This window comes from Paracoccus liaowanqingii (assembly GCF_004683865.2).
Lineage (GTDB): Bacteria > Pseudomonadota > Alphaproteobacteria > Rhodobacterales > Rhodobacteraceae > Paracoccus > Paracoccus liaowanqingii.
In genome coordinates, this window is record NZ_CP038439.1 from 434,365 (window position 1) to 457,862 (window position 23,498).

At 70.1% G+C, this 23,498-nt stretch carries 23 protein-coding genes; 15 read left to right on the forward strand and 8 right to left on the reverse strand.

What is annotated here, in order from left to right; translation table 11 throughout:
• Positions 1-84: 84 nt before the first annotated feature.
• Positions 85-942 (reverse strand): EAL domain-containing protein, encoded by an 858-nt coding sequence (locus tag E4191_RS02050; protein WP_407947034.1) that lies wholly within the window; start codon positions 940-942, stop codon positions 85-87.
• A 53-nt stretch (positions 943-995) separates the two neighbouring features.
• Between E4191_RS02050 and E4191_RS02055 the strand changes: the two genes are divergently transcribed.
• Positions 996-1,571: a DNA-3-methyladenine glycosylase I gene (locus E4191_RS02055; protein ID WP_135311935.1), complete on the forward strand. Its 576-nt coding sequence runs from the start codon at positions 996-998 to the stop codon at positions 1,569-1,571.
• On the opposite strand, the gene E4191_RS02060 is transcribed toward E4191_RS02055, so the two are convergent.
• On the reverse strand, positions 1,549-2,097 hold the full coding sequence (locus E4191_RS02060) for a TlpA disulfide reductase family protein (protein WP_228461475.1): 549 nt from the start codon (positions 2,095-2,097) through the stop codon (positions 1,549-1,551). The two genes, E4191_RS02055 and E4191_RS02060, sit on opposite strands and share 23 nt — an antisense overlap.
• 22 nt (positions 2,098-2,119) lie before the next feature.
• On the opposite strand from E4191_RS02060, the gene argH reads away from it, so the two are divergent.
• The 4 genes from argH to E4191_RS02080 all read left to right on the forward strand — a co-directional run bounded on the left by argH (position 2,120) and on the right by E4191_RS02080 (position 7,535).
• Positions 2,120-3,520, forward strand: a complete 1,401-nt coding sequence (gene argH, locus E4191_RS02065; protein ID WP_135311937.1) for an argininosuccinate lyase — start codon at positions 2,120-2,122, stop codon at positions 3,518-3,520.
• The gene (locus E4191_RS02070) at positions 3,517-3,678 is read left to right on the forward strand and encodes an argininosuccinate lyase (protein WP_135311938.1); all 162 of its coding nucleotides are present in this window, start codon (positions 3,517-3,519) and stop codon (positions 3,676-3,678) included. Before argH ends, E4191_RS02070 begins: the two co-directional genes overlap by 4 nt.
• A complete protein-coding gene (lysA, locus tag E4191_RS02075) occupies positions 3,679-4,944 on the forward strand; it encodes a diaminopimelate decarboxylase (RefSeq protein WP_135311939.1) in 1,266 nt (421 codons plus the stop codon). It abuts the gene before it with no gap.
• A gap of 65 nt (positions 4,945-5,009) precedes the next feature.
• The gene (locus E4191_RS02080; RefSeq protein ID WP_228461477.1) at positions 5,010-7,535 is read left to right on the forward strand and encodes a DUF4175 domain-containing protein; all 2,526 of its coding nucleotides are present in this window, start codon (positions 5,010-5,012) and stop codon (positions 7,533-7,535) included.
• 7 nt (positions 7,536-7,542) lie between these two features.
• Here E4191_RS02080 and E4191_RS24505 read toward each other — a convergent pair whose 3' ends face one another.
• On the reverse strand, positions 7,543-8,574 hold the full coding sequence (locus E4191_RS24505) for a zinc-ribbon domain-containing protein (RefSeq protein ID WP_135311940.1): 1,032 nt from the start codon (positions 8,572-8,574) through the stop codon (positions 7,543-7,545).
• Between the two features lie 110 nt (positions 8,575-8,684).
• Here E4191_RS24505 and E4191_RS02090 point away from each other — a divergent pair, with 110 nt between their 5' ends.
• From E4191_RS02090 to E4191_RS02100, 3 genes are read left to right on the forward strand one after another with little or no spacing between them, the layout of a single operon-like run.
• Positions 8,685-9,404, forward strand: coding sequence for a cell division ATP-binding protein FtsE (locus tag E4191_RS02090; RefSeq protein ID WP_407947035.1), 720 nt, complete (start codon positions 8,685-8,687; stop codon positions 9,402-9,404).
• A 14-nt stretch (positions 9,405-9,418) separates the two neighbouring features.
• Entirely contained in the window at positions 9,419-10,333 is a 915-nt protein-coding gene (locus tag E4191_RS02095; protein ID WP_407947036.1) for a cell division protein FtsX, read from the forward strand.
• Positions 10,330-11,163: a lysophospholipid acyltransferase family protein gene (locus E4191_RS02100; protein ID WP_228461479.1), complete on the forward strand. Its 834-nt coding sequence runs from the start codon at positions 10,330-10,332 to the stop codon at positions 11,161-11,163. Before E4191_RS02095 ends, E4191_RS02100 begins: the two co-directional genes overlap by 4 nt.
• Here E4191_RS02100 and E4191_RS02105 read toward each other — a convergent pair.
• From E4191_RS02105 to E4191_RS02115, 3 genes are all read right to left on the reverse strand, one after another.
• Positions 11,148-11,378 (reverse strand): hypothetical protein, encoded by a 231-nt coding sequence (locus E4191_RS02105; RefSeq protein ID WP_135311941.1) that lies wholly within the window; start codon positions 11,376-11,378, stop codon positions 11,148-11,150. The genes E4191_RS02100 and E4191_RS02105 overlap by 16 nt on opposite strands.
• 362 nt (positions 11,379-11,740) lie before the next feature.
• Positions 11,741-12,703 carry an acetyl-CoA carboxylase carboxyltransferase subunit alpha gene (locus E4191_RS02110; RefSeq protein WP_135311942.1) on the reverse strand — a complete coding sequence of 321 codons (963 nt, stop codon included), beginning with the start codon at positions 12,701-12,703 and terminating at the stop codon, positions 11,741-11,743.
• Positions 12,704-12,947: 244 nt separating this feature from the next.
• Entirely contained in the window at positions 12,948-14,132 is a 1,185-nt protein-coding gene (locus tag E4191_RS02115) for a MalY/PatB family protein (RefSeq protein WP_135311943.1), read from the reverse strand.
• A gap of 79 nt (positions 14,133-14,211) precedes the next feature.
• Here E4191_RS02115 and def (E4191_RS02120) point away from each other — a divergent pair, with 79 nt between their 5' ends.
• The 4 genes from def (E4191_RS02120) to fmt all read left to right on the forward strand — a co-directional run bounded on the left by def (E4191_RS02120) (position 14,212) and on the right by fmt (position 16,739).
• Positions 14,212-14,733 (forward strand): peptide deformylase, encoded by a 522-nt coding sequence (gene def, locus E4191_RS02120; protein WP_135311944.1) that lies wholly within the window; start codon positions 14,212-14,214, stop codon positions 14,731-14,733.
• Complete coding sequence (locus E4191_RS02125) at positions 14,726-15,241, forward strand: peptide deformylase (protein ID WP_228461481.1); 516 nt, start codon at positions 14,726-14,728, stop codon at positions 15,239-15,241. Before def (E4191_RS02120) ends, E4191_RS02125 begins: the two co-directional genes overlap by 8 nt.
• A 1-nt stretch (position 15,242) precedes the next feature.
• Positions 15,243-15,743: a peptide deformylase gene (gene def / locus E4191_RS02130; protein ID WP_135311945.1), complete on the forward strand. Its 501-nt coding sequence runs from the start codon at positions 15,243-15,245 to the stop codon at positions 15,741-15,743.
• Between the two features lie 102 nt (positions 15,744-15,845).
• Positions 15,846-16,739, forward strand: coding sequence for a methionyl-tRNA formyltransferase (gene fmt, locus E4191_RS02135; RefSeq protein WP_135311946.1), 894 nt, complete (start codon positions 15,846-15,848; stop codon positions 16,737-16,739).
• 254 nt (positions 16,740-16,993) lie between these two features.
• Here fmt and E4191_RS02140 read toward each other — a convergent pair whose 3' ends face one another.
• Together E4191_RS02140 and secA are read right to left on the reverse strand one after the other, a co-directional pair.
• The gene (locus E4191_RS02140) at positions 16,994-17,737 is read right to left on the reverse strand and encodes a hypothetical protein (protein ID WP_135311947.1); all 744 of its coding nucleotides are present in this window, start codon (positions 17,735-17,737) and stop codon (positions 16,994-16,996) included.
• A gap of 165 nt (positions 17,738-17,902) precedes the next feature.
• Positions 17,903-20,644: a preprotein translocase subunit SecA gene (gene secA, locus E4191_RS02145; protein WP_135311948.1), complete on the reverse strand. Its 2,742-nt coding sequence runs from the start codon at positions 20,642-20,644 to the stop codon at positions 17,903-17,905.
• A gap of 211 nt (positions 20,645-20,855) precedes the next feature.
• On the opposite strand from secA, the gene E4191_RS02150 reads away from it, so the two are divergent.
• Genes E4191_RS02150 through E4191_RS02160 form a run of 3 tightly spaced genes read left to right on the forward strand, consistent with a single transcriptional unit; the run spans position 20,856 to position 23,412 of the window.
• Positions 20,856-21,764, forward strand: coding sequence for a peptidylprolyl isomerase (locus E4191_RS02150; protein WP_135311949.1), 909 nt, complete (start codon positions 20,856-20,858; stop codon positions 21,762-21,764).
• The gene (gene argJ, locus E4191_RS02155) at positions 21,764-23,017 is read left to right on the forward strand and encodes a bifunctional glutamate N-acetyltransferase/amino-acid acetyltransferase ArgJ (protein ID WP_135311950.1); all 1,254 of its coding nucleotides are present in this window, start codon (positions 21,764-21,766) and stop codon (positions 23,015-23,017) included. The genes E4191_RS02150 and argJ overlap by 1 nt, the downstream gene beginning before the upstream one ends.
• Positions 23,014-23,412, forward strand: a complete 399-nt coding sequence (locus E4191_RS02160; protein WP_135311951.1) for a (deoxy)nucleoside triphosphate pyrophosphohydrolase — start codon at positions 23,014-23,016, stop codon at positions 23,410-23,412. The genes argJ and E4191_RS02160 overlap by 4 nt, the downstream gene beginning before the upstream one ends.
• Positions 23,413-23,498 lie beyond the last annotated feature (86 nt).

Genomic DNA, 23,498 nt, shown 5'->3' on the forward strand with positions numbered 1-23,498 from the left:
TCGCGACGCAAGGTCAAGCCGAACCCTGTGACTTTAGGATGATCCCGCGCGATTGAACCGATCGGTTCGGACTGGGGATCGCCCTCAGCGGGTGGCCAGGGAGGGGGGGCGGCGCCAGGGCGGGGCGATGGTCGGGGCGCCGAAGTAATAGCCCTGCAGGCAGTCGATGCCGATGTCGATCAGGAAGGCGGCCTCGTCCGCCGTCTCGACCGCCTCGGCCACGGTGAACATGTCGAAATGATGCGCGATGGATTGCAGCGCCCGGGTCAGGACCTGGTTGTCGGGCTTGGTGGCGATCTCCCGGATGAACTGCCCGTCGATCTTGATCATGTCGAAGCAGAAGTCCCGCAGGTAGCGAAACGAGGTATAGCCCGCCCCGAAATCGTCCAGCGCCAGGCTGATGCCGTGGCCCTGCACCTCCGCCATGAAGCCCTGCACCTCGTTGGGCATGCCCATGGCCGAGCTTTCTGTGATCTCGAGGATCAGCCGCTCGCCCACCGTCGGATCCTCGGTGATGCCGCGCCGCAGGGCGCCGATCCAGTCGGGATAGAGGATCGAGCGCGCCGACATGTTGATCGACAGGCGCAGGCTGGGATCCTCGGCCAGCGTCTGCAGGCCGAGCGACAGCGACAGGCAGTCGATCTTGCGGCCCAGTTCCGTGACCTCGGCCTGGGGCATGAAATCGCGCAGGGGCACCAGCCGGCCGGTGGCGTCGATGATGCGGATCAGCCCCTCGTAGAAGGCGGCGCGGCCCGGCTGGTCGGCCTGCACGATGGGCTGGAAGGCCAGTGTGGCGCTGCGCTTTTCCACCGCCGCCGCGACTGCCGACAGGGTCAGGCGGTTCTGCCGGCGGATCGCATCGTCCAGGGGCGAGCTGTTGTCTGTGGTCATGTCGCTCACGAAGGGCCTCATGGGGATCGGGTCGTCTTGCAGTCTGGCCATGATGCCCTAACCTGAGGTGAATCATGACGGCTTTCTGGGCTCAGGGTTAATCGATGACTGACAGATGCCCGTGGTGCGGGACCGATCCGGTCTATGTCGCCTATCACGACCGCGAATGGGGCGTGCCCGAACACGACCCGCGCGCTTTGTGGGAAAAGCTGGTGCTGGACGGGTTCCAGGCGGGCCTGTCCTGGATCACCATCCTGAGAAAGCGCGACGCCTTCCGCACCGAGTTCGACGGCTTCGACCCCGCCCGCGTGGCGCTGTGGGACGAGGCCCGCGTGGCCCGCGCGCTGCAGAACCCCGGCATCGTGCGCCATCGCGGCAAGATCGAGGCGACGGTGCGCGGCGCCCGGCTGTTCGGCCGGATCGAGGCGGAGAACGGCTTTGCCCCTTGGCTGTGGTCCTTTGTCGGCGGGGCGCCGATCCAAAACGCCTGGCCCGACATGGCGGCGGTGCCGACCGAGACCGCCGAGTCGCGCGCCATGTCCAAGGCCCTCAAGGCGCGGGGCTTCGGCTTTTGCGGCCCCGTCATCATCTATGCCTTCATGCAGGCCACCGGCATGGTCAACGACCATCTGGCGACCTGCCCCCGGCATGCCGAGGTCAGGGCGCTGTCAGCTGCGTGACCAGCGCCTTGGCGGCCTCGGAATCCCATTCCGCGTCGCCCAGATAGCGGGCGACCTCGCGCCCCTCGCGGTCGATCAGCACGGTGACAGGCAGGCCCACCACGCCCATCGCGCGGGCGACCTGCTGGCGCGGGTCCAGAAGCACGGGCAGGTTTTCGACGCCCACCTCGTCGAAGAAGTCGTCGATCCGGTCGGGGGCGTTGCGGCCCGTGGCGATGGTCACCACCTGGAAATCATCGCCGCCCATCTCGGCCTGCAACTGGTCCAGCGCGGGCATCTCCTCGCGGCAGGGCGCGCACCAGGTCGCCCAGAAGTTCAGCATCACCACCTGGCCCTGCCAGTCGGCCAAGGTATGGGTGCCGCCTTTGGGGTCGGTGAACTCGGTGTCCGGGACGGGGACGGGCGCGTCGGCCACGACCAGCTTGTCCAGCCCCCCGTCGCGGGCGGCCTGCCAGTCGGGCTCTGCCGCGAAGGCGGCGTTTGCACCGAAAACAAGGGCCGTATAAAGCAGGGCGGAACGCAGCATGTGACCTCCGAAGGACTGATATATGACCGACCGGCCCAAGACCTCTGCCAACAGCATGTGGGGCGGGCGCTTTGCCGCCGGGCCGGATGCGATCATGGAGGCGATCAACGCCTCGATCGGGTTCGACCGGCGGCTCTACGCCCAGGATATCCGGGGCAGCCGAGCCCATGCGGCCATGCTGGCCGCCACAGGCATCATCAGCGATAGCGATGCCGAGGCGATCGGGAAAGGCCTGCTCACCGTCTTGTCAGAAATCGAGGCCGGCGATTTCCCCTTCCAGACCGCGCTGGAGGACATCCACATGAACGTGGAGGCCCGCCTGAAGGAGGTCATCGGCGAGCCCGCGGGCCGCCTGCACACGGGCCGGTCCCGGAATGACCAGGTGGCGACCGATTTTCGGCTGTGGGTGCGCGACCAGTGCGACGCCGCCATCGAGGGGCTGCGCGCCCTGATCCGCGCCACCGTGACGCAGGCCGAGGCGGGGGCCGATTGGGTCATGCCGGGCTTCACCCATCTGCAGACCGCGCAGCCGGTGACCTGGGGCCATCACATGATGGCCTATGTCGAGATGTTCGGCCGCGATCTGTCGCGGTTCCAGGACGCCCGCGCCCGGATGAACGAATCGCCCCTTGGCGCGGCGGCGCTGGCGGGGACCGGCTATCCCATCGACCGGGACATGACGGCGCAGGCGCTTGGCTTCGACCGGCCCATGGCCAACAGCCTGGACGCCGTCAGCGACCGCGATTTCGCGCTGGAGTTCCTGTCGGCTTCGGCCATCTGCGCGGTGCACCTGTCGCGGCTGGCGGAAGAGCTGGTGATCTGGTCCTCGGCCCAGTTCCGCTTCGTGTCGATGTCGGACAAGTGGTCGACCGGCTCCTCGATCATGCCGCAGAAGCGCAACCCCGATGCGGCCGAGCTGATCCGCGCCAAGATCGGGCGGATCCTGGGCGCGACGGTGGCGCTGTTCACGGTGATGAAGGGCCTGCCCCTGGCCTATTCCAAGGACATGCAGGAGGACAAGGAACAGACCTTCGACGCCGCCGACACGCTGATGCTGGCCTTGGCGGCGATGACGGGGATGCTGTCCGACCTGACCGCCAACCGCGACCGGCTGGAGGCGGCGGCGGGGATCGGTTTTTCCACCGCGACCGATCTGGCCGACTGGCTGGTGCGCGAACTGGGCCTGCCCTTCCGCGACGCCCATCACGTCACCGGATCGCTGGTCGCCATGGCCGAGGGGCGGGGCGTCGATCTGCCCGACCTGACGCTGGAGGACATGCAATCGGTGCATGGCCAGATCCGGCAGGATGTGTTCAACGTGCTGGGCGTGCACAAGTCCGTCGCCTCGCGCCAAAGCTATGGCGGCACCGCGCCGGATCAGGTCCGCGCGCAGATCGGCCGCTGGAAGGAGAAACTGGCATGATCCGTCTGTCCCTCGTGGCCCTTCTGGCGCCGGTCGTGATGCTGTCGGCCTGCGGCGTCGACGGCGCGCCCCAACGCCCGGTGGAAAAGCCCCTGCAGCAGCAGATGGGCGTCACCCTCAGCGGAGACGCGCGGATCGGCGTGTCGGCCCGGCTGTAGATGGATCATTTCCAGTACAAGCACGGCGAGCTGCATGCCGAGGACGTGGCCCTGTCCTGCATCGCCCAGCATGTCGGAACGCCGGTCTATGTCTATTCAGCGGCGACCCTGACGCGGCATTTCGGCCTGTTCCGGCAGGCCCTGGCCTGGACCGACCATCTGGTCTGCTTTGCGGTCAAGTCGAACAGCAACCTGGCCGTGCTGAAGCTGCTGGGCGATCTGGGCGCGGGGATGGATGTCGTCTCGGGCGGGGAATACCTGCGCGCGAAGGCGGCGGGCGTGCCGGGCGACCGGATCGTCTTTTCCGGCGTCGGCAAGACCATCCCCGAGATGCGCATGGCGATCGAGGGCGGCATCCGCCAGTTCAACCTGGAATCCGAGCCCGAAATGCGGGCCCTGTCGGCGCTCTGCGCCGGCATGGGGGTCGAGGTTCCGGTGGCCGTCCGCGTGAACCCCGACGTGGATGCCAAGACGCACGAGAAGATCGCCACCGGCCGGTCCGACAACAAGTTCGGCATCCCGATCTCGCGCGCGATCGAGGTCTATGCCGAGGCGGCGGCGCTGCCGGGGCTGCGGGTCGTGGGCGTGGACGTGCATATCGGCAGCCAGCTGACCGACCTGGACCCGTTCCGCGCAGCATATGCCAAGGTGGCGGACCTGACCCGCGCGTTGCGGGCCGAGGGACATGCGATCACCCGGCTGGACCTGGGCGGGGGCTTGGGCATCCCCTATCGCCGCGACAACTCGGCGCCGCCGCTGCCGCTGGATTACGGGCAGGTCATCCGCGAGACGGTGGGCGATCTGGGCTGCGAGATCGAGATCGAGCCGGGCCGCAACATCGTCGGCAATGCGGGCGTGCTGCTGTCGCAGGTCATCTATGTCAAGCGCGGAGAGGATCGCGATTTCCTGATCCTGAACGCGGCGATGAACGACCTGCTGCGCCCGGCCATGTACGGGGCGCATCACGACATCGTCCCGCTGATCGAGCCTGCGGTGGGCGCCGGGGTGCAGCCCTATGACGTGGTGGGCCCGGTCTGCGAATCGGGCGACACCTTCCGCAAGGGCGCCGAGCTGCCCGGAATGGCGGCAGGGCAGCTGGTGGCCTTTCGCTCGGCCGGGGCCTATGGGGCGGTGATGGCGTCGGAATACAACTCGCGGCCCCTGGTGCCCGAGGTTCTGGTGCAGGGCGATCACTTCGCCGTCATCCGGGCACGGCCGACATATGAGGACATGCTGGGGCGCGATAGCATCCCCGCATGGCTTTGAACCGACGTCAGGCGCGGGACCAAGGGCCGGGGGCTGTCCGCCCCCGGACCCCCGAGGATATTTTCATGAAGAAGACGGGGCCGGTGGCCCGGGCGCTGCGCCTGACCCGGTGGGGCATGGCGTGGGAGCGCGGGGCGCGGGCCTTCTGGCCGCTGGTCACGCTTCTGGCGGTGGGCTTCGCGGCGTTGGCGCTTGGGGCGGTGGCCGGGTTGCCGGATGCGGTGCTGCTTTGGGTGGCCGGGGCGTGGTTGCTGGCGGTGGTCGCTTTCGCGGGTCTGGGCGGCTGGCGCTATCGCCGGGTGCGGCAGGCCGAGGCTTTGGCGCGGCTGGACCGGACCCTGCCGGGGCGGCCCCTGAGCGCGCTGGCCGACCGGGCCGCGATCGGCGGCGAGGGTGCGCTGTGGCAGGCGCATCTGGCGCAGATGCAGGCGGCGGCCCTGGCGGCGCGGGCGGTGCGGCCCGATGCGGATCTGGCGCGGCGCGATCCCTATGCGCTGCGGCTGGCGGGCATGGTCGCGCTGGTGATGGCGCTGGTCTTCGGGGGCGCGGCGCAGACCGGCCAGGGCCTGCGGGCCATCGCCGCGACGATGACCGCGCCCGCGCCCGGCGAGGCCGTGCCCACCGGCCCGGCCTGGGAGGGATGGGCCGAGCCGCCCGCCTATACGCGGCGCCCGACGATCTATCTGAATGCGCTGGCGGGCGAGGCGGGGACCCTGCCCGTGGCGCTGGAACTGCCCAAGGGCAGCACGGTCAGCTTTCGCCTCTATGACGGAGGTGCGGCGCCCGAGCAGGACATCGGTCCGGCGGGCGAGGACGCGGCCGGGGCCTCGGCCTTCCGTGCCGAGCAGTCGGGCACCATCCGCATCGCGGACCGGCAGTTCGACGTGACGGTGCTGCCGGATGCGCCTCCGGTCATCCGGGCGGGGGCCGCGCCGGTGCGGCGGGCTGACGGTCGGATGCTGCAGGATTTCGAGGCGGGCGACGATCATGGCGTCGTGCAGGGGCAGGCAGTGATCGCGCTGGACCTGGGCGCCGTCGACCGCCGCTTCGGCCTGGCGATCCAGCCCGAGCCGCGCGAGCCGGTGGCGCTGGACCTGCCCTTGCCGCGCGGCGACCGGCGCGAGGTCCGGGGCCAGCTGGCCGAGGATCTGTCGCGCCACCCCTGGGCCAACCTGTCGGTGACGGTGACCCTGCGCGCAGAGGACGGCATCGCGCAGGTCGGCCAGTCCGACCCGATGCCCGTCGCCCTGCCGGGGCGGCGCTTCTTCAATCCCTTCGCGGCGGCGCTGATCGAGATGCGGCGCGATCTGCTGTGGTCGCGCGACAATGCCCGCCGCAGCGCCGAGATCCTGCGCGCCGTCACCTGGCAGCCCGAGGGCTTTGTGGCCGCCGACCTTTATGCCGAGCTGCGCGGGGCCGTGGGGCTGCTGGAGGGCGACGGCTTCACCCCCGAGGCCCGCGACCGGCTGGCCGAGGCCCTGTGGGAGGCCGCCGTTCAGCTGGAGGATGGCGGTCTGGCCGATGCGCTGCAGCAGATGCGCGAGGCGCAGCAGAAGCTGTCCGAGGCGATCCGCAACGGCGCCAGCCCCGACGAGATCCAGCGCCTGATGGACGAGCTGCGCGATGCGACCGATGCCTATACCGACATGCTGGCCCAGCAGAGCCAGCCCGGGGATCAGGCGGACAGTCCCGACCGGGGCGACGAGCCCGGCCAGCAGATCACCGGCGATCAGATTCAGGAGATGATGGACGAGATCCAGCGCCTGATGAACGAGGGCCGCATGGCCGAGGCCGAGGCCCTGCTGGAGCAGTTCAACCGCATGATGGAGAACCTGCAGGTCCGCCAGGGCCAGCAGGGCGAAGGCCAGGAGAACGGGCAGGGCAACCAGCCCATGAACCGCCTGGCCGACACGCTGCGCGAGCAGCAGCGCCTGTCCGACGAGGCCTTCCGCGACATGCAGCGGCAGTTCGGCCAGGGCCAGGGCCAGCCCGGCGCCGAGGGCGAGGGGGAGGGCGAGGGCGAAGGCGGCGAAAGCCTGGCCGACCGCCAGCGCGGCCTGCGCGAGGATCTGGGCCAGCAGCAGGGGCTGATGCCCGGGCAGGGATCGCCGGAAGGGGATGCGGCGCGGCGGCAGCTGGACGAGGCGGGCCGGGCGATGGACGAGGCCGAGCAGGCCCTGCGCGACGGCGATCCCGGCACGGCACTGCAGCGGCAGGCCGATGCCATCCAGTCCATGCGCGAGGGCATGCGCGCCTTGGGTGACATGCTGGCGCAGCAGGGGCAGGAGGGTCAGCAGGGCCAGGACGGGCAGGAGGGCCAGGACGGCCAGCAGCCCGGCGCCCAGCCCGGCCAGTCGGCGCAGGGCGGTCAGGGGCAGATGCCGCGCGACGGGCGCCCGATGCTGGACCCCCTGGGGCGCGAAAGTGCGGGCGGCGGCAATGCGATCACCAATGGCGATCCTCTGGCCGAAGGCGTGGACCCGGCGCGGCGCGCGCGCGACCTGCTGGACGAGATTCGCCGCCGCAGCGGCCAGCCCGACCGCCCGCAGGACGAGCGCGATTACCTGGGCCGGTTGCTGGACCGGTTCTAGGCGCCGCTCAGGGGATCAGCCGCCGCAGCAGCCCGTCCAGCCACAGCCGGGCCAGGTCCAGATCGGACCGCCATGCGGACAGGGTCTGCGCGACGGCTCCGTCCTGCGGCTGCACGACGGGCGCCAGCAGATAGACCGCGATGATCGCCGCGACCAGCAGCGCCGCGAGGCCCAGGCCAATGCGATAGGCGGCGGGGCGGCGCTCGGGTGCCGCCTCCGCGGGGCCGCGGGGGGCTTGCGGCGCCCGGTCGGGGGCCGAGCCATCCGCGCGCAGGTTCGCGGCCAGGGCGGCGGGCGACAGGCCGGGACGGGGAACGGCGGGGGCCGGTCTGGGCGACGGCTCGGCGCGGGGGACCGGCATGGGTTCGCGCGCGGGCGAAGGCTCGGGTCGGGGCTTCGGCGTCAGCAGGACCGGGGCCGGTGCGGGGGCGGGCATCGGGTCGGGCGCGGGGGTCAGCAGAACCGGGGGCTGCGCCATGGGCGTCATCGACCGCGAACTGCCGGCGGGCAGGGTGACGGTGGTGGCGGGCCAGTCGATCTCGTCCCCGGGTCCGGCAGCATGCGAGATGCCGTTCTCGTCCTGATCCGGGGCGTTCGGAGGGACGGCCGGTCCGGTGTCGGCGCGGGTTTCAGTGTCCCCTGCCGTCCTGTCCCGTACTTCCACCCCCTTCGCCTCGGCATCCCGCAGCCGCTTCTCGCGGTCGACCTCGTCCCTCAGCAGGTCCAGCAGGTCGGGCGACAGCCGCTTGCTGGCCGGGGGCAGGGGGATGTCGGCGGGGCGGTCGTCCGCGTCCTCGTTCCCGGCGGGCAGGGGCGTCGGGCCACCGCCCGGGCGGCGGGTGGCGGGGGCCACGCGCGCGGCCCCCTTGGGGCGGGTGTAGCTGCCCAGGTCCAGCGGCCCCTCGGGCGCGGGGGGCGTGGCCTGCCAGACATGGCCGCAGCGGCTGCACTCGACCTCGCGCCCGGCAGGCGGAATGGCCCCGGCGGGCAGGGCGTAATCGGCCCCGCAGCCTGGACAGATCAACTCGATGTCAGCCATGCCACCCTCGCAATCGTCGCAGGGCTGTTCTATCAAGCGCGGGTCCGGCTTCCAAGCCGCCGGACGAGAGGTCCCGCGTCAGACGGGCCGGAACGGAAACGAGGTTGCGCGTGATCGAGATGCGGGAGGTCGGCTTCGGCTATCACAAGCCGGACGGGCACAAGCCGGGCGGACAGGGGCAGGACGCCGAGGGCCGGACCGAGCTGCTGTCGGGCATGACGCTGACCCTGCAGCCGGGCATGTTCCATTTCCTCACCGGGCCCTCGGGCTCGGGCAAGACCACGCTGCTGCGGCTGTGCTATGCCGACCTGCTGCCGACCGCCGGGCAGATGACCGCCTTCGGCCAGGACCTGCGCGCCCTGTCGCGCGACCAGATCTCGGACCTGCGCCGCCGCGTGGGCGTCGTTCATCAGGAGCCGCAGTTCCTGGACCACCTGCCCTTGGCCGAGAACGTGGCCCTGCCGCTGACCGTCGCCGGGGAAGAGGTCGACATGGAGGCGCTGCGCGATCTTCTGGGCTGGGTGGGCCTGTCCCAGCACGCCCGCGCCCTGCCGCCGTCGCTGTCGGGGGGCGAGCGTCAGCGGGCCGCGCTGGCCCGGGCGGTGATCCTGTCGCCCGATCTGGTGCTGGCGGACGAGCCCACGGGCAATCTGGACTGGGACATGTCGATGCGGCTGATGCAGCTGCTGATCGAGCTGAACAAGTCGGGCAAGACCGTGCTGGTCGCAACCCATGACCTGAACCTGATCCGCGCCACCAAGGCGCAGGTGACGGCGCGGGTGCTGCGGATCTCGGGCGGCAACCTGCAACTGGCGGGGGCGGATCTGTGAGGAGCGGGAACGGCATGCGCGGACTGAACCTGATGGCGCTGTGGCGCGGCCTGGCCGGGGCCGAGGGCGGCAAGGGTGACCGCATCGTGCCGCCGACCGGCTTCACGGCCCAGCTGACGCTGTTCTCGGCCGGGGCGATGGCGTTCCTGGCGGTCTTCGCGCTGGCTTTGGCGCTGGCGACGGGGCGGCTGGCGGATCGCTGGTCGCAGGAACTGGCGGGCAGCGTGACCATCCGCGTCAGCGCCCCCGTGGCCCAGCAGGAGGCCGAGGTGCAATCCGCCCTGTCGATTTTGCAGACGACGCCGGGCGCGGGCCAGCCCCGCCTGCTGCCGCAGGACGAGCTGGCGCAGCTGCTGGAGCCGTGGTTCGGCCCCGACATGCCGGTCGATGCGCTGCCGGTGCCCGCGCTGATCGACCTGCCCGTGACGGGCGACGATTTCGACGCCGAGGGCCTGCGCCTGCGGCTGGAGGCCGAGGCGCCCGGCGCGGTGCTGGACGACCATACCGAATGGCGTCGGCCGCTGGTCTCGGCGGCGCACCGGCTGCGGGTGCTGGGGATCGTGTCGCTGGTGCTGATCGGGGCGGCCTCGGCCGCGATGATCACGCTGGCGGCCAAGGCGGCGCTGGCGGCAAACGTGCAGGTGATCCGTGTGCTGCGCCTGATCGGGGCGCGCGACCTGACCATCGCCACGGCCTTCGTGCGCCGCTTCACCCGCCGCGCCGCGGTGGGATCGGTGATCGGCACCCTGGCCGGGATGGGGGGCATCGCGCTGCTGCCCGATGCCAGTGCGGCGGGCGGGTTCCTGACGGGCCTGGGCTTTCACGGCTGGGACTGGCTGATGCCTCTGACCATCCCGCTGGTCGCCGCCGGCGTGGGCTTCCTGGCGACGCGGTGGGCGGCCCTGAAGATGCTGGAGGCGGTGCGATGAGCGCCAGACCCGCGGCCACGGGTTCCACAGCCCGGCCCGGTCCGATGACGCCGCTGCAGCATCTGCGCAATCTTCTGTTCTATGTCCATATCGCTCTGGCGACGCTGGTGATCGGGCTTCTGGGCCTGCCCGCCCTGCGGCAGGGGCGCGAGGGCGCCAACCGCATCGCCACGCGCTGGATCGCGCATCTGGTCTGGGCGGCGCGCGTCTACATGGGCCTGACCTGCGAGATCCGCGGCACGCCCCCCGCGGACGACTGCATCGTCGCCGCCAAGCACCAGTGCTTCTGGGACATCCTGATCATCGCCCATGCCGTGCCCCGCCGCGCCTTCATCATGAAGCGCGAGGTCATGCGCGTGCCGATCATGGGCTGGTATGCGTGGAAGACCGGCTGCATTCCCATCGACCGCAGCAAGGGCCGCAACGCGATGGCCGCCATCTCGACCACCATCAACGCGCGCATGGCCGCCGAGGGGCTGGGGCAGCTGATCATCTATCCCGAGGGGACGCGGACCCTGCCGGGACAGCGCCGCCCCTACAAGCAGGGGGTGGCGACGATCCGGTCGGGCACCGGCCTGCCGGTGGTGCCGGTCGCGGTGAACACCGGCCTGTTCTGGCCGCGGGCTGGATGGGGCATCCGGTCGGGCCGGGCGGTGGTCGAGTTCCTGCCGGTCATCGGTCCCGACGTCCCCGCCGAGGGTCTGCTGCCCCGGCTGGAGGCCGAGATCGAGACCCATTCCGACCGGCTGATGGCCGAGGCGGGCCTCGTCCTGCCAGTCCCGGACGACGCGGATGGCGCCGCCCGGGACCAGGGTCACCTCAGCTCGTAATAGCGGGGGACATGCGGGCCGTCGGGTGGCAGGCCGATGTCGCGCCGCATGTGCGGGCTGAGCAGGTAGGGATCGGGCGGCCGCGCCCGCCTGCGCCGCAGCAGCAGCGCCGCGCGGATCGCGGCCCAGAGGACCGCCGTTGCGCCGTGGCGGGCGATCAGGCGGTGGATGGCGGGCGCCAGGCGCGCGCTCTGCGGATGCAGGTCAGCAATCATCGGGTCTCTCCGGAACAGGGACCGGCAAGGCCATCGGGGCCTTGATCGGTCGGTTTGGTCGGGGGTGGGGGGATGACGCCATGCGGACAGGCCCGCAGGAAAGCGGTCAGGTCAGGTCAGGTCATGGCGTCGGTGGGTCTGCCCGTGAGGGCGGCGATCAGGACAGCTTGCGCTGTCGCGATGTACCGATGTGCATCCGGGCGGGGGTGAATTGCGTGTTGGTCATTCGCCCCTCCTTCTTGCGCATGGGTGCGGGCAGAGTTGCACGCTGGCGCAGCGCCCTGAATCGCACAATACCGCAAAGAAGGACAGCCACGCCATTTTGACGCGGCTGTGGCATTCGGGTCACAGAGATGTGAGGCTCAGGCGGCGAGGCCCCGGGAGCCCATCGCCAGGAACTTGGCGCGGCGGTCCTTGACCAGGTCGGCGGGCTTGAGGCCCTTGAGATCGGCCAGCATGGCGGCGATCTCGACCCCCACGGCGGCGATCGCGTCGGCAGGGGCCCGCTGCGCGCCGCCCAGGGGCTCGGGGATGATCGCGTCGATCACGGCCAGCTTCTTCAGGTCCTGCGCGGTCAGGCGCAGCGCCTCGGCGGCGTCGCGCATCTTCTCGGCATCCTTCCACAGGATCGAGGCGCAGCCCTCGGGCGAGATGACCGAATAGATCGAATGCTCCAGCATGGCGATGCGGTTGGCGGTGGCGAAGGCCACGGCGCCGCCCGATCCCCCCTCGCCGATGATGACGCTGACCAGCGGCACGCCGATCTCGAGGCACTTCATCGTGCAGCGGGCGATCGCCTCGGACTGGCCGCGTTCCTCGGCGCCCTTGCCGGGATAGGCGCCGGGCGTGTCGACCAGCGTGATCACCGGCAGGCCGAAGCGATGGGCCATGTCCATCAGGCGGATGGCCTTGCGATAGCCCTCGGGTCGGGCCATGCCGAAATTGTGGTGGATGCGGGACTTGGTGTCGTTGCCCTTCTCGTGGCCGATGACCATGCAGGGCGCGTCGTTGAAGCGCGCGATTCCGCCCATCACCGCATGGTCGTCGCCGAAGGCGCGGTCGCCCGCCAGCGGCGTGTAGTCGGTGAAGAGGGCCTGGATGTAGTCGCTGCAATGGGGCCGGTTGGGATGGCGCGCGACCTGCGTCTTGCGCCACGGATCCAGCGCCTTGTAGAGATCGCGCAGAAGGTCGGCGGACTTGCGGTCCAGCGCCGCGGCCTCCTTCTCGACATCGACGGCCCCCTCGCCCTTGCGGGCCATGGTGCGCAGTTCCTCGGCCTTGCCCTCGATGTCGGCGAGCGGCTTTTCGAAATCCAGATAGACCATGCGGGATGCCTTTGGGGTTCGGGTTGCGGGCTGTATAGGCCGGGCGGGACGGGGTTGCAACGCGGGCGGTGGGGGTGCGGTGGGGCGGGAAGGGGGGCGCTCGCGCCCCCCTCTTGGCCGTGCCGGCCAATTCACCCCCCGAGGATATTTGGGCCAAGATGAACGGGCCGAAGGGGGGGCACCGGCTGTGCACCGGGGCGGCACCGAGCGTGCACAGGCCGTGCGCCGGCGTCGCGCGGAGGTGTCACTGCAGGTCGGCGAAGGCCGATTGCAGGCGGGCGACGGCCTCGGTGATGCGGGCGCGGGGGGTGGCGATGTTGAAGCGCAGGAAGTCCGCGCCGCCGGTGCCGAAGGTCAGGCCGTGATTGGCGGCGATGCGGGCCGGTCCCTCGACCCGGGCGGTGACTTCGGCGGGCGTCATGCCGGTGCCCGAGAAGTCGACCCAGGAGAGATAGGTGGCCTGCAGCGGCATCGAGCGCAGCCCCGGGATCGCGTTCACGCCCGCGTCGAAGATGCGGCGGTTGCCGTCCAGATAGGTCATCAGCGCATCGACCCATGCGGCGCCCTCGGGCGAATAGGCGGCGGCGACCATGTCCATGCCCAGCATCCCCACCGAGACGCCGCGCGCCGCCAGCGCATGGCGGAACCGCGCCCGCAGGTCGGGAGCGGCGATGATCGCGTTGCCCAGATGGGCGCCCGCGATGTTGAAGGTCTTGGTGGCCGAGGTCAGCGTCACCAGCCGGTCGGCGATGTCGGGGACCACGGTCGCCACCATCCGGTGGCGGGGGGCGCCGGGCATCACCAGATCGCAATGGATGTCGTCCGAGACGAGGATCAGGTCGTGGCGGCGGCAGAACGCGGCCACCTCGGTCAGGTCCTCGGGCGACCAGACGCGGCCGCCGGGATTGTGAGGCGAGCAGAGGATCAGCAGCCGCTCGTGGCCCTTGAGCATCCCCTCCCATGCGGGCCAGTCCATGTGGTACTGGCCGTCCTGCAGCGCCAGGGGCAGTTCGACCAGGTCGCGGTCCGCCGCGCGGATCACCCGGGCGAAGGCGTGATAGACCGGGCTCATCACGATGACCCCGTCGCCGGGCCGGGTATAGGCGTCCAGCGCCATCGCCACGCCGTTCACCAGCCCGGCGCAGGTGGTGATCCAGTCGGTGTCGATCTGCCAGTCGTGGCGGGCGGCCATCCACCAGCGGATCGCCTGCAGATAGGGCGCGTTGGTGCCGGGATAGCCGTAGACGCCATGGCTGACCGCCGCCTGCACCGCCTCTTGCACCGCCGCGGGGGGCGCGAAGTCCATGTCGGCCACCCACATGGCCAGCCCGTCCTCGACCGAGACGCCATAGGCCGCCTGCATGTCGTCCCACTTGCTGCAGCGCGTGCCGCGCCGGTCGATGATCCTGTCGAAATCGGGGGCGGTCATGGAAGGCTCCTGCAGGTTGATTAAGCCTTGTCTAGCTGGGTTGTTGCGTCTGGTGAAGGCTTGGCCTAAATCCGGGGGCATGAGCCTTCGACCGATCCTGATCCATCCCGATCCGCGCCTGAAGAAGGCGGCCCAGCCCGTGGCCCGCATCACGCCCGAGATCGAGACGCTGGCCGCCGACATGCTGGCCACCATGTACGAGGCGCCCGGCATCGGTCTGGCCGCGCCGCAGATCGGCGTGGGCCTGCGGGTCTTCGTGATGGACGCCACCCGCGACCCCGAGGCCCCGCCCGCGCCGCTGGTCCTGATCAATCCCGAGGTGACCTGGACCTCGGAGGCGGCCAGCACCTACGAAGAGGGCTGCCTGTCGATCCCCGAGCAGTTCGGCGAGGTGACCCGCCCCGCGCAGGTGCGGATGCGCTGGCTGGGGCTGGACGGCCGGACGCATGACCGCGAGTTCGACGAGTTGTGGGCCACCTGCGCCCAGCACGAGCTGGATCATCTGGACGGCATCCTGTTCATCGACCACCTGTCGGCCATCAAGCGGCAGATGATCACCCGCCGCATGGTCAAGCTGAAGCGGGAAAGCGCCCGTGCGTGATCGCGCCGATGCCCCGGGCTGGGTCCGCCCCGCGCTGACGGGCGATCTGGCCGGTGGCACGGTGCATGATCTGGTCCTGTTTCCCGACCCGCGCCTGCAGATGCGCTGCGAGCCGGCGGGCTATCTGAGCAGCCCCGAACTGCGCCAGCTGGCCGCCGACCTGCTGGCGACCATGTATGCCTCAGGGGGCCGGGGGCTGGCCGCGCCGCAGATCGGCGTGGGGCGGCGGATCTTCGTCATGGATGCGGGTTGGAAGTCGGGCACGCCCGACCCGCTGGTCATGGCCGATCCCGAGATCCTGGTCCGCAGCCCGCTGACCGAGGCCGGGACGGAAAGCTGCCTTTCCATCCCCGACCGGCCGGTCGAGGTCGTGCGGCCCGTCTCGATCGGGCTGGCCTGGTACGATCTGGACGGGCTCTACCGGCTGGAACAGCTGGACGGCCCGGCGGCGCGCATCGCGCAGCACGAGGCCGACCATCTGGACGGCCGCCTGATCGTGAGCGACTGAGATGACCGCGCGCGCCTTCCTGCCCTATGCCGATCCGCGCCTGCATCGCGCGGCCGAGCCCGTCGAGGCGGTGACGGAAACCGTGCGGATGATCTGGGACGACATGGTCGACACGATGGAGGCGATGCCCGGCGTGGGCCTGGCCGCGCCGCAGATCGGGATCATGCTGCAGCTGGCGGTGGTCGACGCCTCGGACAAGCGCGGGCAGGCGGTGCGGATGGCCAATCCGGTCGTGCTGCACGAAAGCGTCAAGCTGCGCAGCCATGACGAGGCCAGCCCGAACCTGCCCGGCGTCTCGGCCCCGGTCGAGCGGCCGCGCGCGGTGACGGTGCGGTTCCTGAACGAGCTGGGCGAGACCGAGGAGCGGGACTTCGTGGGCCTCTGGGCGACCTCTGTGCAGCATCAGATCGACCATCTGGCGGGGCGGCTTTATGTCGACCGGCTGACGCCTTTGCGCCGCAAGATGCTGGTCGCGAAATCGGCCAAGCTGGCGCGGCGCTGATCGGAGGCCCCCTTGCCGGGCCTTCCTTGCCGGCCCCCCTTGCCGGAGCGCGGCGGCTCTTTCATTAAGGGGGCCTTCTTGAACGGCAGACGGGGCAGGGCGATGCGCGTGATCTTCATGGGAACTCCGGACTTCTCGGTGCCGGCGCTGCGGGCGATCGCCGCGCGCCATCAGGTCGTGGCGGTCTATTCCCAGCCTCCGCGCGCCGCCGGGCGGGGCCAGAAGCCGCGCCCCTCGCCCGTCCATCGCGCTGCCGAGGAGATGGGGATCGCCGTGCGCAAGCCTGCGCGCCTGCGCGACCCGGAGGCGCAGGCCGAGTTCGCGGCGCTGGAGGCCGATGTGGCGGTGGTCGTGGCCTATGGGCTGATCCTGCCGCAGCCCGTGCTGGACGCGCCGCGCTTGGGTTGCCTGAACATCCACGCCTCGATCCTGCCGCGCTGGCGGGGGGCGGCGCCGATCCACCGCGCGATCCTGGCGGGGGATGCCGAGACGGGCGTGGCGATCATGCAGATGGAGGCGGGGCTGGACACGGGGCCGGTGCTGGATCTGGCGCGTACCGCCATCGGGCCGGAGGAGACGACCGGCGGGGTGCACGACCGTCTGTCGGAGATGGGCGCGGGGCTGATCGTCGAGGTGCTGGACCGGCTGCCGTTGCCCGCGACGGCCCAGCCCGAGGCGGGCGTGACCTATGCCGCCAAGATCGACAAGGCCGAGGCGCGGATCGACTGGACCGCCCCCGCCCTCGAGGTCGACCGGCAGATCCGGGGGCTGTCGCCCTTTCCGGGCGCCTGGTGCGAGATCGGCGGCGAGCGGGTCAAGCTGCTGGGCAGCCGCGTGACGGACGGATCGGGGGCGCCCGGCACGGTGCTGCCGGGGCTGGCCATCGCCTGCGGGTCGGGGGCCGTCCAAGTGACGCTGGCGCAGCGGGCGGGCAAGCGTGCGCTGCCGGTCGAGGAGCTGCTGCGGGGCTGGGATCTGCCGGCGCGGGTGGTGTGAGGGGGGTTCGGGCGGCGGGCTTGTGGGGGGTCGGATCGCAGGGCGGCGTGGCGCGCGGTTTGTTGGGGGGACAGGGCCTGTCATGCGCCCGTCCGGAGGTCAAAAATCGAGCAAGTAGGTGGAAGCCGGGTGTACCAGCCCTCTCTGGACGTGGACCTGACGGTCCGGGCGGCGGGCGTTAGGCGCGCAGGTGACGGCCCGGTGCAGGGCCTTGGCCGGGCGAGCGACCGGTCCAGACAACATCCCTGCGCGGGTCAGGCGGTCAGGTCGGCCTGACCCTCCGGCAGCAGATGGGGATAGAAGGTCCGGTAGATCAGATCCTCCCTCTGCAGAAGGCGGGCCATCAGGGGGGCGGGCAGGTCGGTCGACAGTCCGGCGCCCCGGTCCGAGCGGTTGATGCGGGGGCGCGGCGCCAGGAAGGCCTGCGCCGCCTCCAGATCGAACAGGTCGGGATGGCGGGCGACGAGGGTCTGCAGATCGGCCACCAGATGTTCCTGCCGCAGCGCCACGGACCAGAGGCGCAGGCGGGGATAGGCGGTGGGCAGGCCGTCGCGCGGCAGGCGCTTCAGCGTCGCCAGCGGCCATTTCACCGCCAGCAGCAGATGGCGGAAGGTCATCATGCCCATGTCGAACTTGTGGGCCACCGGCTCGAAGCTGTCATGCAGCAGCGGCGCGGTCTCGGGCTGCAGCAGGATCTCGACGAAGGTCTCGAAGGCCTCCTGCGTGGGCTGATAGACCTCGGCCACGCCGTGATCCTTAAGGCGGTGATAGAGCCCGCCTTTGCCGTCCAGCCCGTAGCGGAACAGCGACAGGTATTGCGACGCGGGCTCGCGCACCGAGATGACGCCGACCGCGCCGGGGGCCAGCTTGCGGCGCAGGCGGTCGTGCTGGTGGTAATGGATCTGCGGCCTGCGGCAGCAGGCCTGCAGGAAGGCGGTCACGAAGGTCGAGCCGGTCTTCTGCACGTCCAGATAGACGAGGCCGTCAAAGAGAAGCATGGGAGGGATCCGTCGTGCGCCCGGCAGGGGCGGCGGTCATGGGGGCAGGGTGCCGCTCCGTCAACGCGCGATGCGCCGCCGGGGTCCGGCGAAAGGCAAACAACCCGCCGGGCCTTATGGCCCCGCGGGTTGTCGACGCAGGCAGAGGCCTTGGCGCGGGTCGTGTCAGATCGCGCCGTGGCAATGCTTGAACTTCTTGCCCGACCCGCAGGGGCAGGGGTCGTTGCGCGACGGCGTGCCCCAGGTCGCGGGATCGGCTTCGTCGAAGGCCGGGTTGCGGGACGCTGCGCGCTCGGTGGGGGCTGAAGGCGCGGACGGGGCAGGGGCGGGCTGGTCGCCTTGCGTCTCGCCGTCATGCTCCATCGTCAGGTCGGCCTGCGCCGCCTTCTGCTGCTGGGCCATCTGGCGCAGCATGTCCTCGCGCTCGGCCTCGGTCAGCGGGCGGATCTGGCACAGGCGCTGCGTGACGTCGAAGCGCAGCCCGTCCAGAAGCGCCTCGAACAGCTGGAACGCCTCGGTCTTGTATTCCGACAGGGGATCGCGCTGCGCATAGCCGCGAAAGCCCACCACCGAGCGCAGGTGATCCAGCGTCATCAGGTGATCGCGCCATTTCTGGTCGATCTGCTGCAGCAGCACCTGCTTTTCGATCTGGACCATCGTCTCGGGGCCGAAGGCCGCGGCCTTGTCGGCCATGTAGCGGTCGCTGGCCTCGGTCACGCGCTCGCGCATGATGTCCTGATCGACGCCCTCTTCGGCGGCCCAGTCCGGGATGGGCAGGTTCAGGTTCACGCGTTCGCGGATCGCGGTCTTGAGCCCGTCGGCATCCCACTGGTCGGCATAGCTGCGCGGCGGCATGTGGTCGTCGATCAGGTCGTCGATGACCTGATGGCGCATGTCGGCGGTGATCTCTCCGACCTCGTCGCTGTCCATGATTTCGCGGCGCTGGCCGAAGATGGCCTTGCGCTGGTCGTTCATCACGTCGTCGAACTTCAGCAGCTGCTTGCGGATGTCGAAGTTGCGCCCCTCGACCTTGGCCTGCGCGCGTTCCAGCGACTTGTTCACCCAAGGGTGGATGATCGCCTCGCCCTCCTTCATGCCGAGCGTGGACAGCACCTTGTCCAGACGTTCGGACCCGAAGATCCGCATCAGGTCGTCGTCCAGCGACAGGAAGAACAGCGACCGGCCCGGATCGCCCTGACGGCCCGAGCGGCCGCGCAGCTGGTTGTCGATGCGGCGCGATTCGTGGCGCTCTGTGCCCAGCACGAACAACCCGCCCGCGGCCAGCACGGCCTGCTTGTCGGCGGCATGCGTGGCCTCGATCTGGGCGCGCAGCGCGTCGGGATCGGCGTCGGGATCGGCCTTCAGCGCGTCCATCACCTTCATCTCGACATTGCCGCCCAGCTGGATGTCGGTACCGCGACCGGCCATGTTGGTGGCAATGGTCACCGTGCCGGGCTTGCCGGCATCGGCGACGATCTGCGCCTCGGCCTCGTGCTGGCGGGCGTTGAGGACGTTGTGGGGCACGCCGTCCTTCTTCAGCATCTCGGACAGCATCTCGGATTTCTCGATGCTGGTGGTGCCGACCAGCGTCGGCTGGCCCTTGGCATGGGCTTCCTTGATGGCCTCGATCACGGCGGCGAACTTCTCGCCCGCGGTGCGATAGACGCGGTCATGGTCGTCGATCCGCGCGATGCCGCGATTGGTCGGCACCTCGACCACGCCCAGCTTGTAGATCTCGGCGAATTCCTCGGCCTCGGTCGAGGCCGTGCCGGTCATGCCGGACAGGCGGTCATAGAGGCGGAAGTAGTTCTGGAAGGTCACGCTTGCCAGGGTCACGTTCTCGGGCTGGATCTCGACGCCTTCCTTGGCCTCGATCGCCTGATGCAGGCCGTCCGACAGGCGGCGGCCCTTCATCATGCGCCCCGTGAACTCGTCGATCAGCGCGACCTCGCCCTCGCGGATCATGTAGTGCTGGTCCCGCAGGAACAGCTTGTGCGCGCGCAGCGCCTGGTTGGCGTGGTGCACGATGGTCGTGGATTCCGGATCGTAGAGCGTCTGGCCCTCGGGCAGGACGCCGTCGGCGCTCAGGCGCTGCTCCAGGAACTCGTTACCCTCTTCGGTGAAGGTGGCATTGCGGGACTTCTCGTCCAGCTTGTAATGCTCGGGCGTCAGCAGGGGCACATAGGCGTCCAGCACCTTGTACAGCTCGCTGCGGTCCTGCGACGGGCCGGAAATAATCAGCGGCGTGCGCGCCTCGTCGATCAGGATGCTGTCGACCTCGTCGACGATGGCGAAATTGTGACCGCGCTGGACCATCTCGGCCACCGAGCCCTTCATGTTGTCGCGCAGGTAGTCGAAGCCCAGCTCGTTGTTCGTGGCATAGGTCACGTCGCAGGCATAGGCTTGGCGCTTTTCCGCCTCGGGCTGGAAGGGAACGACGACGCCGCAGGTCATGCCCAGCTGGGCGAAGACCTTGGACATCCATTCGGCGTCGCGCTTGGCCAGATAGTCGTTGACGGTGACGACATGCACGCCCTTGCCCGACAGCGCGTTCAGATAGGCCGGGAAGGTGGCGACCAAGGTCTTGCCCTCGCCGGTCTTCATCTCGGCGATGTTGCCGTCATGCAGGAAGATCCCGCCCATCAGCTGCACGTCGAAGGCCCGCAGGCCAAGCGCGCGGCGCGCGCCCTCGCGGCAGTTGGCGAAGGCCTCGGGCAGGATCGCGTCCAGCGCCTCGCCCTTGGCCACGCGGGCCTTGAACTCGTCCGTCTTGTCGATCAGGCCCTGATCGGTGAGCGCGGCGAATTGTTCCTCCAGCGCATTGATGCGCGCGACCAGCGGCCGCGTGCCCTTGACCTTGCGGTCGTTGGGCGTGCCAAAGACCATCTTCGCCAGATTACCGATCATATTACCTTCGCCATCACGTTGTTGGGAGAGGCGCGTGACCGGGCGCCCACTTGCCCGCACCGGCTGCCTTGCCGTATCAGGGGCCAGAACGAACGCGGCGGCGGCGCCTTCCACGGAGTTGGTCTGGATGTAGGCGCCGCCCGCCTGACTGTCAATGTTGGCACGGGTCCCCGGACGGGGGCGCGGGTCACGATCTGCAAAGGATTTCCCCATGACACGCCCAACCCTTCCAGCGACCCTGCTGGCCGCCGCCCTGATCGCGGTGCCGATGCTGAGCCTGCCCGCCCTCGCCCAGGACGCGGCTCAGGACGCGGCCCAGGATGGGGCCCAGGCCGCCACGGCCCAGACCGCGGAGGGCGCCGATCAGGTCGTGGCCACGGTCGACGGTCAGGACATCACCCTGGGCCAGATGATCGTCATGAAGCAATCGATCCAGGACCCGGCCATGGCCGAGCTGCCCGACCAGGCACTGTGGGACATGATGCTGGACCAGCTGATCCGCCAGACCGCCGTGGCCGCCTCGGCCGAGGAGACGGCGGGCGTGCGCGCCCAGATGGAGCTGCAGCGCCGCAACATCATGGCCGCCGCCGCCGTGTCCCAGATCGCCGGGGCCGAGCCCGCCGAGGAGGAGCTGCAGGCGCGCTATGACCAGCTGTTCGCCGAGGCCGGCAACGCCACCGAATACAATGCCGCCCACATCCTGGTCGAGACCGAGGAGAAGGCCACCGAACTGAAGGCCGAACTGGATGGCGGCGCCGATTTCGGCGACGTGGCCGAGGCGAACTCGACCGGACCCTCGGGCCCGAACCGGGGCGATCTGGGCTGGTTCACCGCCGACCAGATGGTGCCGCCCTTCGCCGAGGCCGTGGCCGCGATGGAGCCGGGCGGGGTGTCCGACCCGGTGCAGACCGATTTCGGCTGGCACATCATCCAGCTGAACGAGACCCGCCTGCGCGAGGCCCCGCCGCTGGCCGAGGTGCGCGACGAGATCTCGCAGATGGTGCTGCGCGAGAAGGTCGAGGCCGAGATCGCCCGCCTGGTCGAGGCCGCCGAGATCCAGAAGACCGAGGGCGTCGATCCCGCCGCCCTGAGCGACATCGACCTGCTGGAGGCCAACTGATGGGAAAGGCGGGACTTCCCGTCTCGCCCCTGGCGCCGGCGCGGTTTCCCGACCTGCCGGTGATCGCGGGGATCGACTTTGCCAGCGCCGCGGCCGGGGTAAAATACCAGGGCCGGACCGACGTGACGCTGATCCGCATCGCGCCGGGCAGTACGGTGGCGGGGGCCTTCACCCGGTCCTCGACCCGGGCGGCCTGCGTGCTGGACAACCAGGCCAAGCTGGCTGCCGGCGGGGACGCGCCGCAGGGCGCGGCGATCGTCATCAATTCCGGCAATGCCAATGCCTTCACCGGCGCGCGCGGCCAGGAATCGGTCGATGCCGTGACCGGGGCCGTGGCCTCGGCGCTGGACCTGCCGCGGGGGCGGGTCTTCTCGTCCTCGACCGGCGTGATCGGAGAGCCGCTGCCCCATGACCGCATCGTGGCGGTGATCGGCGATCTGGTGGCGGGTCTGGATGCAGGCGGCGTGGCGGGTGCCGCGCAGGCGATCATGACGACGGACACCTTCCCCAAAGGCGCCTCGGCGGTCGTCGAGGCCGAGGGCGGGCAGGTGCGGATCGCGGGCATCGCCAAGGGATCGGGGATGATCGCGCCCGACATGGCGACCATGCTGGTCTATCTGTTCACCGATGCGCGGGTGCCGGCCGATCTGCTGCAACAGGCGCTGTCGTCCGGGCTGGACGCGACCTTCAACGCGATCACGGTGGACAGCGACACCTCGACCTCGGACGCGCTGATCCTGGCGGCGACGGGGCAGGCGGAGGCCGCACCGATCACCGACCTGGGGACCGATACGGGCCGGGCCTTCGTGTCGGCGCTGCACGGCGTCATGCGCGATCTGGCCCATCAGGTCGTGCGCGACGGCGAGGGGGCCACGAAATTCGTCGAGGTCGCGGTGACCGGCGCCGCCTCTGACGCGGATGCCCACATGGTCGCCATGGCCATCGCCAATTCGCCCTTGGTCAAGACCGCCATCGCCGGACAGGACGCCAACTGGGGCCGGATCGTCGCCGCCGTCGGCAAGTCCGGCGCCGAGGCCGACCGCGACCGGCTGCGCATCAGCTTCGGCGACATGGTGCTGGCCGAGAACGGCTGGCGCGCGCCCGGCTATGACGAGGCCGCCGCCAGCGCCTACATGACGAACCAGGACCTGCGGATCGGCGTCGATCTGGGGCTGGGTTCGGGGGCGCGGACGGTGTGGACCTGCGACCTGACGCATGGCTATATCGACATCAACGCGGATTACCGGTCTTGACGACCGTCCTTGTCGCGGCGGTCGCGCTGATCGACCCGGACGGGCGCGTGCTTCTGGCACAGCGCCCGCCGGGCAAGTCGATGGCGGGGCTGTGGGAGTTTCCCGGCGGCAAGGTCGAGCCGGGAGAGACGCCCGAGGCGGCCCTGATCCGCGAGCTGGACGAGGAGCTGGGCATCCAGACCTGGGACAGCTGCCTGGCGCCCCTGACCTTCGCCAGCCACGCATACGAATCGTTTCACCTGCTGATGCCGGTCTTTGCCTGCCGCAAGTGGCGCGGGATCGTGCAGCCGCGCGAGGGGCAGCAACTGGCCTGGGTTCGGGCCAATGATTTGCGCAATTACCCTATGCCACCGGCTGACATACCGCTGATACCTGCGCTGCAAATGTGGCTTTAAAAGCACAAAACTTACCGTTCCGGTTGTCAACCTGCCTAGAAAAGTCTTAGATGAGGAAAGAGTGCATTCTTTGTTAACTCTTTCAT